General features: G+C 71.9%; 11 protein-coding genes. 4 read left to right on the top strand and 7 right to left on the bottom strand.

Annotation, left to right across the window (positions count from 1 at the left end; genetic code table 11):
- Positions 1 to 80: 80 nt before the first annotated feature.
- From ACFWV2_RS32860 to ACFWV2_RS32840, 5 genes are all read right to left on the bottom strand, one after another.
- A complete protein-coding gene (locus ACFWV2_RS32860) occupies positions 81 to 1079 on the bottom strand; it encodes a hypothetical protein (protein WP_384411033.1) in 999 nt (332 codons plus the stop codon).
- 132 nt (positions 1080 to 1211) lie between these two features.
- Positions 1212 to 1427 (bottom strand): hypothetical protein, encoded by a 216-nt coding sequence (locus ACFWV2_RS32855; protein WP_384411030.1) that lies wholly within the window; start codon positions 1425 to 1427, stop codon positions 1212 to 1214.
- 5 nt (positions 1428 to 1432) lie between these two features.
- A complete protein-coding gene (locus ACFWV2_RS32850; RefSeq protein WP_384411028.1) occupies positions 1433 to 2398 on the bottom strand; it encodes an oxidoreductase in 966 nt (321 codons plus the stop codon).
- Between the two features lie 41 nt (positions 2399 to 2439).
- Complete coding sequence (locus tag ACFWV2_RS32845) at positions 2440 to 2982, bottom strand: carboxymuconolactone decarboxylase family protein (RefSeq protein ID WP_384411024.1); 543 nt, start codon at positions 2980 to 2982, stop codon at positions 2440 to 2442.
- Between the two features lie 239 nt (positions 2983 to 3221).
- Complete coding sequence (locus tag ACFWV2_RS32840; protein ID WP_384411022.1) at positions 3222 to 3497, bottom strand: hypothetical protein; 276 nt, start codon at positions 3495 to 3497, stop codon at positions 3222 to 3224.
- A 110-nt stretch (positions 3498 to 3607) separates the two neighbouring features.
- Here ACFWV2_RS32840 and ACFWV2_RS32835 point away from each other — a divergent pair, with 110 nt between their 5' ends.
- The gene (locus ACFWV2_RS32835) at positions 3608 to 4603 is read left to right on the top strand and encodes a helix-turn-helix transcriptional regulator (RefSeq protein WP_384411019.1); all 996 of its coding nucleotides are present in this window, start codon (positions 3608 to 3610) and stop codon (positions 4601 to 4603) included.
- Positions 4604 to 4725: 122 nt separating this feature from the next.
- Here the strand turns inward: ACFWV2_RS32835 and ACFWV2_RS32830 are convergent, their stop codons facing one another.
- Positions 4726 to 4905, bottom strand: a complete 180-nt coding sequence (locus ACFWV2_RS32830) for a hypothetical protein (RefSeq protein WP_384411016.1) — start codon at positions 4903 to 4905, stop codon at positions 4726 to 4728.
- Positions 4906 to 5723: 818 nt separating this feature from the next.
- Here ACFWV2_RS32830 and ACFWV2_RS32825 point away from each other — a divergent pair.
- Complete coding sequence (locus ACFWV2_RS32825) at positions 5724 to 6263, top strand: carboxymuconolactone decarboxylase family protein (RefSeq protein WP_384411013.1); 540 nt, start codon at positions 5724 to 5726, stop codon at positions 6261 to 6263.
- A 17-nt stretch (positions 6264 to 6280) separates the two neighbouring features.
- The gene (locus ACFWV2_RS32820; protein WP_384411010.1) at positions 6281 to 7570 is read left to right on the top strand and encodes an MFS transporter; all 1290 of its coding nucleotides are present in this window, start codon (positions 6281 to 6283) and stop codon (positions 7568 to 7570) included.
- A gap of 67 nt (positions 7571 to 7637) precedes the next feature.
- Here the strand turns inward: ACFWV2_RS32820 and ACFWV2_RS32815 are convergent, their stop codons facing one another.
- Complete coding sequence (locus tag ACFWV2_RS32815; protein WP_384411007.1) at positions 7638 to 7925, bottom strand: DUF4287 domain-containing protein; 288 nt, start codon at positions 7923 to 7925, stop codon at positions 7638 to 7640.
- 1184 nt (positions 7926 to 9109) lie between these two features.
- Here ACFWV2_RS32815 and ACFWV2_RS32810 point away from each other — a divergent pair.
- Positions 9110 to 9481 (top strand): spore germination protein GerW family protein, encoded by a 372-nt coding sequence (locus ACFWV2_RS32810; RefSeq protein WP_384411004.1) that lies wholly within the window; start codon positions 9110 to 9112, stop codon positions 9479 to 9481.
- Positions 9482 to 9589: the final 108 nt, after the last annotated feature.

Raw genomic sequence — 9589 nt, 5'->3', positions numbered from 1 at the left:
CCCGCGCCCCCGCTCACACCTCGCCGGGGCGGGCCCTGCTCTGCCCCCCTCCGTCCGGGCCACCCGCGTCGGGGACCGGATCAGCCGGCCCAGGGCGCCATCGGGTACCAGATGATGTCGCGGCGGGCCAGGATCCGCAGGTCCCAGTACAGGACCATGAAGACACCCGCCGCGATGAACGCGGCCCCCATCAGCGCCGCCGCACGACTCGGCCGCTTCGTCATCCACCGGTGCAGCCGCTCCCCGAAGAAGCCGGTCACCAGGAGGAACAGCACCGCCATGACGAGGATGTTGCCCAGGGTCTGGAGGCTGAACGCCAGCGACCCGTACAGCACGTTGCGGCTCTCGGCCGTGTCCCGGAACAGCTGGCGGAACAGCGAGAAGGGGCGCCCGATGAGGAAGGCACCGATCAGACCGCCCATGAACAGCATCGGCGCGCTCGGGTACGCCTGCGACAGCTTCGCCAGCGGGTCGCGCACGATGCCCAGTGCCGCCAGACCGAGGTACGTCATGACCAGGCCGATGAGCCCGTAGACCACCATGGCCTGGATGAGCCGACCGGAGAGACCTGAACCGCCCTGGCTCTGGTCGAACTGCGGCATGACCGTTCCGGACATCGCGACCAGCATCCCGTACACGGCGGACACGGCGACCGCCCCGGCCGCGAGCAGCCCCAGCGGACGCAGCGCGGCGGCCATCCGGCCCCGGCGGGAGACGGCCCCCCCGCCGGTCAGCGGCGCCAGCGCGCTGAACACGGCGATGTTGCACGCGGTGAACGTGCCGGCGACCCCCGTGACCAGGGCGAAGAGGACCCCGGCCAGGGCGCCGGCGATCGGGGTGCCCTTGGCGGGGTGCCCCAGAAGCGAGTCCGCGACCGTGTCACCGATGGTCCGGTCGACGAACTCCGCCGACCACACCACCGTCAGGGCGAAACCGAACAGGGCGCTGACCGCGATGACCAGCGCACGGCGCCGCGGAACATGGCCGCTGAAGAAGAACGACGGGGTGGGATGCTCGGAGACCGCGGCCCGTTCCGGCCGGGAGCCGACGGGGGCGGGTCGCTGTGCTGTCTGCGCCATGACATGCCGCTTCCATGAGGGGGTGGGATACGCGGCGAACGCTAGGCGCGACAGGGCGTCACCAGGGATGCCGTCGGCGTGTTCAGCACTCAGGAAGAACGCCCCGCTCCCACTTCGTGAGGTTGGCGGCCCTCACCAGGGCCCGTGGGCGGCGTAGCGGGCGTACCCCTCCGCCTCCGCCGCCCGCGAGGGCGGCGACGAGATGTCCGTCTGCCAGGCCGCTCCCGACACGTCCGGCGGCACCATGTCGAAGTTCCGCCACATCCACGCCCAGGCCGCGACCGGCCGGAACCGCCCCTGACCGTCCAACCCCGCACCCACACCGGCCGCGATGCCTGCCTCCGGCACGGCGCTCACGCTCGCGCGCCCGTCACCGGACACACGGCTCCGGAGGCGCCCGCCACCCGTGGCGCCGACGGGAACGCGTAACGCACCCCCGTCAGCCCCTCGGACAACCGCCAGAGGCGATCGCGCGCCGCCATGTCCCGGGAGGCCCGGCTGGATCGGGCCGGAGCGGGCGCTCCCCGGCTCTCGAAGAGCTTCGAGGGGCCGAGGTGAGCACCGCCCGGCACGCGCGGGTCGGTGGCCGCACGCAGCGACGGCAGCGCCGCCCGGTCCGCGGGCTGGGCCAGCCACCGCAGTCCCGCCGCGGCCACCGGCCGCAGGAACCGGGGTGGGTCGCCGTGCCACAGGCCGGTCGGGGACAGGCCCGGATGCGCCGCGAGAGAGGCCGTGGCCGCACCCGCCGTAGCGAGCCGGTGGTGCAACTCCCGCGCGAACAGCAGATTGGCGAGCTTCGAACGCCCGTACGCCGTCAGCGACCGTCGCCCGGTCGAGGACCGGGCCCCGTCCTCGTCCAGGGCCCCGAGACCCGCCCGGTGCGCGAGGCTGGCGACCGTGACGATCCGGGAGTCCGGCACCGCCGTCATCAGGCCGAGCAACAGGCCGGTCAGAGCGAAGTGCCCGAGGTGGTTGACACCGAAGTGCGCCTCGAAGCCGTCCTCGGTACGCCGGTACGGAGGGAACATCACCCCGGCGTTGTTGACCAGCAGGTCCAGGCGCTCGTGCCGGCCGCGGACCCGCGCCGCCGCCTCGCGCACCGAGTCCAGCGACGCCAGGTCCAGCCGGACGACCTCGGTGCTGCCACCGATGCGGGCGGCGGCGGCCCGGCCCCGCCCCACGCTGCGACAGGCGAGCAGAACGTGCGCCCCGCGGGCGGCGAGCACGCGGGCGGTCTCCAGGCCGATGCCGCCGGAGGCGCCGGTGACCAGCGCGACCCTGCCGCTCTGGTCGGGAACGTGTACGGGGGACCAGACCATGTCAGCCTCCTGAGGAAGACGGCGCGGACGAGCACGGAACGTCAGCGGGCGGCGCCGTAACCGTGCTGGACGACGAGATCCGCAGCCACGTCGTAGAAGGACGGGTCGGACGGAACGTCCGTGGCCAGACCGTTCACGTACCGGTTGAACATCGCGAACGCGGCCGCGATCAGGACCGTGTCGTGGATGTGGGTGTCCGTGGCGCCCTCGGCACGGGCGGCGGCGATCACCTCGCCGGAGACAGGGGCCGCCTCGGCCTGCACCTCGGCCGCCACCTTCAGCAGCGACCGGAGCAGCGGAGTGATCGCCGCCGTGTCGACGTCGGCGAGCACGGACCCCACCAGCTCGGCGCCGCCCTCCAGCTGCGCGGCCGCGAACGCGCTGTGCGAAGCGGCGCAGAAGTCGGTGCGGTTCAGGTGTGACACGTACGCGGCGATCAGTTCACGTTCGCCCCGGCTCAGCGGCGACGGACCGCTGCGCAGCAGGGTCTCGGCGAGCTCCGACAGCACGCCGGCGGTGTCCGGGCGCTGAGCGAACAGTCCACTGATGCCAGGAAGGTCATGGGTGATCTCGATGTGGGGCACCGGCACGTCCTTGTCGTCGCATGGGATACGGATGGGCTCATCGTCGGGACCCGTGGGCCGGCCGGCCAACTCCCGGCGTGCGGACCTCGCTCCGGGCAGACGCCGTCAGCTCCGCACTCAGAGAGAAGCGTCCCGCCACCCGCTAGTCCAAGAATGAGGACGTGGCAAGGAACATCCCGCGGCACGCGGAGACTCGGGCAGGTGGCCGTGCCGGTACGAGCACGCCCCGCTTCCCGGTGTCATGCCTCCACGGGGTGGGTGAGCCGCCAGTCCCCCAAGGCGGACGACAGCACCAGCACCCGCCGGCACACGGCACGACACCGCCGCACGGCGCTCGCCTCGTCCGGGGCCAGCAGGAAGGCGACACCCCGGGCGCCGGCCCGGCTCGCGTGCACCCGTACGTGCTCCACACCGTCGTCCGGCCCGCACACCGCCCACAGCTCGGCCAGCAGGGCGTCGGAGGACAGCACCGGTGCTTCCGGCGGCTTGGCGAAGACGAATTCGACGAGGTGCACACACCGAGTGTGCCGCACACCACCGGCCCCGCCCCAGACCGGACGAGGCCAGGAACATGCCGTGGCACGCATGTGCCCCGGTGTCCACACACGATCGCGGGGGGACACTCATGCTGCGCGTACTCGGACTCGACTCCGGCACGGAGGCCGTCTACCGGCTGATGCTGAAGCACCCTTCCTGGGGCGTGGACCGCCTCGCGGAGGCGCTGGACACCGACCGCCCCACCGTCGCCCGGGCCCTGGATACGCTCGCCGACCTCGCGCTGCTGCGCTCGACGGCGACCACCGAGTCCTCCGGCGGCCTGCGGCTCGTGCCACCCCGGGCCGGACTCGGCGCCCTCCTCGAACGCCGCCAGGACGAACTCGCCCGCGCCCAGTCGGAGATCGACGCGAGCCGCGCCGCGGTCACCGATCTCCTCGCCGAGCACTCGGCGCTCGACCGGGACCCCCGGGACGGAGTCGTGGAACGCTTCGCGGGACCCGAGGCCGTCCGGCGGCTCCAGACCGACCTCACCTGCCAGGCCCGTGACGAACTCCTCGCCCTCGCCCCCACCACGGTGCCCGGCGGCGGCCCGTGGGAGCTCGATGTCCCCCTCCACCTCGATCTGCTCGCCCGGGGAGTGAGGGTTCGCGTCCTCCACCTCGACAGCACCGACGGCACTTCCGAGCGCCGACGGGCGGTACGACAGCTGACGCGGGCCGGCGCCGAGATCCGCACCCTGCCCTCCCTCCCCCTGCAGCTGCGGATCGTCGACGGCGCGAGCGCCGCCCTTCCCCTGGACCCGCACCACCCCGACCGGGGAGCCGTCCTCCTGCGTGAACCCGGCGTCCTCACCGGCCTGCGAGCCCTGTTCACGCACCTGTGGGACGAGGCGGCGCCCCTCCCCGGCGCGGACGGCGACGCCGAAGAACCGGGCGCGTGCTCGCCCCGGGAACGCGCGCTGCTGCGGTTCCTGGCCGAGGGACTCACCGACGAGGCGGCGGCCCGCAGGCTCGGCATCTCCCTGCGCAGCGAGCGCCGCATGATCTCCGGACTCTTCGAACGCTTCGGCGCCCACAGCCGTTTCCAGCTCGGCCTCCAGGCCGCCCGCAGCGGCCTGGTGTGACACAACAATGCCAAGGGCATTCCATGCCACGCGAAAGTGCTGACACCGCCTGTGAAGCCGTGTCAGAGTAGTTTCCAGAACAGGCCGGAAAGCACGACGAATCCCCCGGTCGGACGGACCGCTCAGTTCCCATCGAATGCTCCGGAAAAATCCCGCCACCCCCGCGAGAGAACACCCCTGAATAAACCGATCGGAAAGGAATTATCGCCATAGAGAACGAGAAGAACCTCGCCATGGAGATCATCGAGGAGGAGAACTACGAATTCGAGGCCGAGTTCAGCCCCCGTCAGGACGTCGGCCACTGAGGTCCGCACCGTAACGCGGCCGGTCGTCCTCATGGACAGCCGGCCGCGTCGGCCGTTCCCCCTGAACGAGTGGCGAGCCGGACGAGCGCGACACGAAGACCTGGAAGGCGTTCGCGACGGAACTCACCCCTGACTTCGCCCGTACCGTCTCCCTCCCTCCCCCACCCCGGGCCGTCCCCCAAGGAGGTCTGGATCAGGCACGACAACCCGTTCGACGCGTCCGGCATCACGCCGAGCCCGTCGCTCGGCCGCATCGGCGCGTACGCCCACTTCACCACCCCGAGCGCCCACCGGGGGCGGCCTTGCCCTCGTCGACGAGGAGTCCCGCGCCGACACCGCCCTCGTCCACAGCGCCACCCACCCGACGCTCACCCTGCCGCGCCCCAACCGCCTGGTCGTCCTCCGCGCCCCCACCATGCCCGCCGTCCAGCGTCTCGACCCGACCGCCGGCGACCGGCTGCGCACCTGGACAGGCTTCCTCACCGAGGAGCCCTGGAAGTCGCGGCCGCCCCGAGGCCGTCGACGACGTCTTCACCGACATCGCCACCCTCACCACCCGCTGCCGGTACGGCGACTGCCGCCATGACGGTGACGGCGGCTGCGCCGTCACAGACGCAGCTCGCACCGGCGCGCCGTCCCCGGACCGCCTCACCACCCGGCGCAAACCCCGGAGCGAGATCGCCTGCCGCCGTCGCCACGAGGAGCAAGCAGGCCCACCGCGACGGCCACCACAGATCCGCACGAGAGAAGTTGGCCGACCGCTCCGAGGCTGCCAACGATGAGGCGACGACACCTCTCCAACCGAAGGACGACCCGTGCCGCACATCCGGATCGCCAACGATCTCCCGGGCATCAGAGGACTGATGACCGACCGCCCCGACACGGCAGCCCCGCTCAACGCTCTCGCCGACGCCCTGCTGCGCGGCGACTCGCCCCTCACCCGCGGCGAACGCGAACTGATCGCCGCGTACGTGTCGGAACTCAACACCACCCGCTTCTGCGCCGACACCCACGGCGCGGCCGCCGCCGCTCAGCTCGACGGCGGCACCACCCTGGTCAAGGCCGTCCAGCACGATGCCGACACCGCCCCGCTCACCCCCCTGCTCCGGGCTCTCCTCCGGATCGCCGCCGAGATCCAGGCACTGGCCGCCCCCGTCCACGACGCGACCATCGCCGCCGCCCGCGCCGAAGGCGCCACCGACACCCACATCCACGACACCGTGCTCATCGCGGCCGCCTTCTGCATGTACAACCGCTACGTCAGCGGCCTGGCCACCGCGCTGCCCACCGAGCCCGGCTACTACGAGGAGGCGGGCCGGCGGATCACCGCCCACGGCTACGCCGCCGCCGTCTGAAGGAGAACCGGCCCATCATGTCTGCGCACTCCCCGAAGAAGGCCCACCGTAGGGCGGTCACCGCCACCGTCGTCGGCAACTTCATCGAGTCCTTCGACTGGCTCGGCTACGGCCTCTTCGCGCCTCTGTTCGCCGCCCAGTTCTTCCCCACCGGGAACTCCCTCACCTCCATCCTCGGCGTCTTCGCGGTCCTCGGCGTAGGCGTCCTCATGCGTCCCCTCGGCGGGATCCTCCTCGGCCGCTACGCCGACCGCCGCGGTCGCCGCCCCGCCCTCATGCTGGCCGTCTCCCTCATGGCCGGCGGCTCGCTCCTCATCGGCGTCACCCCCTCCTACGCGCACATCGGCCTGCTCGCTCCCGTGCTGCTGCTCCTGGCCCGCATGGCCCAGGGCGTCTCCCACGGTGGTGAATGGCCCGCCGCCGCCGCGTACCTGATGGAGGTCGCCCCCGAGAAGCGCAAGGCCACCTACGGCAGCCTGTTCTCCCTCACCACCTGCGCCGGCGCCTTCAGCGCATCCCTCCTCGGCGGTGGCCTGACCGCCGCGCTCGGACCCGCCGCCATGGCCGACTGGGGCTGGCGCGTGCCGTTCATCGTCGGCGGCGTCCTCGGCCTGATCCTGCTGGTGCTGCGCACCCGGCTCGTCGAGACCGAGGTCTTCCGGCGTCAGGTCCAGGGACGCCGCGACCGCGGCTCGCTCCGCCAGGTCCTCGGCGCCCACCGCCGCAACGTCCTGATGGCCGTCCTGTTCGTCGCCGGAACCGGCGCCGTCGGCGGCACCTGGACCGCTGTCGTCCCCGCGCTCGGAGGCCGCCTCGCACCTCCCGGAACGATGTTCTGGGTCGTCGTGACCGCCACCGCGCTGATGATGGCGCTGAACGTACCGATCGGCCTGCTCGCCGACAAGATGGGCGCCACCCGCCTCCTCGTCGCGGCCAGTGCCCTGTTCGCCGTCGCCGGATCGGTCTCGTACCTCACCATGACCGGCACCTTCGCCAGCCTGCTGTTCACCTACGGCTCCGGAGTCGTCTACCTGGTCTGCGCGACGACCGTGCTGCCCAAGCTCCTCACCGAGATCTTCCCGCCCGAGGTACGGGCCCTGGGCGTGGGCCTTCCCAACGCCGTCACCAGCGCCGTCCTCGGCGGCATCGCTCCCGTCGCCGCCGCCTTCGCCGCGGAGCACCAGGCCTCCGGCTGGTTCATCGCCGGCGTCATGACCGCCGTCCTCATGTCGGTCCCGGCGTCCCTGCTGTCCCGGAACGCGCGATCCACCGAAGCCCGGGCGCCCGAGCAGGTCCTGGCCGCCTGACAGCAAAGAACGTCGGCTCCCCTCCGGGAAGGTGGGGAGCCGACGTTCTCACACGTCACGCACCACCTCAGGGGCGGTTGTTCTTCCCGTCGAGCCACAGCGTGTCGGAGTCGTCGTGGTGCGTACCACCCGAGCCGACGTGCTTGGCCGAGATCTGCGCGCCGTTCTTGAAGACGTGCACCAGCGCCATCCCATGGCCCCGTCCCAGACCGTAGTCCTCCTTGAGCCACTCAAGGACCGGGCCCGCCTTCAGCGTCGGTCCTTCGAAACCGCGCTCCTTGGCCAGGTCGATGAACTGCCGGGGCGTCAGGCCCGTCTTGTCCTCGATGTTGTCCAGATACGCCTGAAAGGACATGTGCTCCTCACTTCCCACATCATGGGCGCCGGCCGGGGCGCCTCCGTCAAGCCTGCACGCCCGCACGGCGAGGACCGGGCTCCCGCACACCCCTCACCGCGACTTAGCCACGTCGTACGGACGTCGGACGGCCCTGCGGCAGGTACCCGTCAGCCACCAGCGTCACCCCGCGGCGCGGCTCCACCGCCGTCACCGCTCTGGCAAGTGCCTGGTCGACGAGGGCGCGGATCCGCTCGAACGCTTCGGTGACCGGCAGCCCCCTTCCGCGAATTGGGTGCGTGCGTGCTGCATGGGAGCCGGGCCGCCGTCGGGCTGTTCGCCGGTCCCGGCGAGGGTGTGCGGAGTCCAGGGACGATGCGGAAGCGGTAGATCAAATGGAACGTGCGCGGCGGCGGAGTGGGCGGTGGGCGGGTGACGCGCTGGTCCACGACCGCCATCAGATCACCCCCTGCGGCCCGGGCGACATCGAGATCCAGTTCCTCGGCAAGCCCGCGAGCAAGAGTCGCGTCGAGGTCTTCGCCGTGTTCGACGCGGCGGATGAGGGCGACGTCGTTGCCCCAGAACACCAACACCCCGGTCCGGATCTTGATCCGGGAGAACGGAACCGTAGCGGACGTGTCGTGTGTGTCGATCACGGCGGCCGGTATCGCGGCCGCCCCGGCAGGACGGGGCGAGCTCGCGTAGGGAGACCCCCTGCGCTCCACCGGACAGGTCCCCTGGTTGGTCGCTCTGAGCAGCGAGTCCGGCGTCCCTGAACCGGCCGGGCCGGGCTGTCCGGGCTGCTCGGTCGGATCACTGGGTGTGGATGGTGGGTTCGGGGGCATGCGGGTGGTGAGCGCATGGGACCGCTCTGGATATGCAGGGCCTGCCGGACTCCCCCCTCCGGCGGGCTCTTGGGTGGATGACGGCCCGCACCGGGTGACGGTGCGGGCCGTTCGGCGTGTGGGCCCGTGGCGCCGGGCGAAGGAGGACCGGCCGGCGCCCGACAGGGCACCCCGGCGGAGCCGATCCCCACGACACCCGAACGGATCTCACCGACACCGAACCCCGACAAGCGCGAACGGTCGGCCTCCCGGCCCCCATATCCTCGATGCAGCCGTCCGCCCGCGAATCGTAGGGACTCCATGACCGACCGCCCGCTCGAGACCCGGCCCCCCGCACCCGAAGACCCGGCCCCGACCCACGTGTCCGCCACCCTGCTCGAACGCCTGGGAGACGAACTCGGCAGCCGCGCGTCGGTGAGCGCTGTCTACGGCGAACCCATCACCACGAACGGCGTCACCGTGATTCCGGTCGCCCGCATCGGCTTCGCTTTCGGAGCCGGCGCCGGCGCCGGCCACGATGTCACCACATCGAGAACCGGAGAGGGCGGTGGAGGCGGCGGAGGAGCCGGAGCCCAGCCCCTGGGCTTCATCGAGATCAGCAACGGCCGTGCCACGTACACGGCCATCCGAAACCCGTGGAAGGACGCCGCCCTCCCGCTCGCCGTTCTCCTCACGGCCATTGCCGCGCCCCGGCTGGTGGCACGATGCCTCGTCAAGCGCCGCGCTCGCTGACCGAACCCCCGCAGAGAAGTGGAGCAGGGCTGCTTCGGCGGCGGCCTGCGTGTCGTTGTTCTCCTGGTCCTTGTTGTCGCCCGTGCTGTCGGCGTCGATGATCCGTCC

This window comes from Streptomyces sp. NPDC058671, assembly GCF_042716475.1.
Lineage (GTDB): Bacteria > Actinomycetota > Actinomycetes > Streptomycetales > Streptomycetaceae > Streptomyces.
The sequence above is the reverse complement of the archived record's forward strand: the minus strand, read 5'-3'. Positions and strand labels throughout refer to the sequence as shown.

What these genes read in the sequence shown, in the direction of transcription:
- ACFWV2_RS32860 (WP_384411033.1), bottom strand. Translation starts at nt 1,079, where the DNA reads ATGGCGCAGACAGCACAGCGACCCGCCCCCGTCGGCTCCCGGCCGGAA.
- ACFWV2_RS32850 (WP_384411028.1), bottom strand. Translation starts at nt 2,398, where the DNA reads ATGGTCTGGTCCCCCGTACACGTTCCCGACCAGAGCGGCAGGGTCGCG.
- ACFWV2_RS32835 (WP_384411019.1), top strand. Translation starts at nt 3,608, where the DNA reads ATGCTGCGCGTACTCGGACTCGACTCCGGCACGGAGGCCGTCTACCGG.
- ACFWV2_RS32820 (WP_384411010.1), top strand. Translation starts at nt 6,281, where the DNA reads ATGTCTGCGCACTCCCCGAAGAAGGCCCACCGTAGGGCGGTCACCGCC.
- ACFWV2_RS32815 (WP_384411007.1), bottom strand. Translation starts at nt 7,925, where the DNA reads ATGTCCTTTCAGGCGTATCTGGACAACATCGAGGACAAGACGGGCCTG.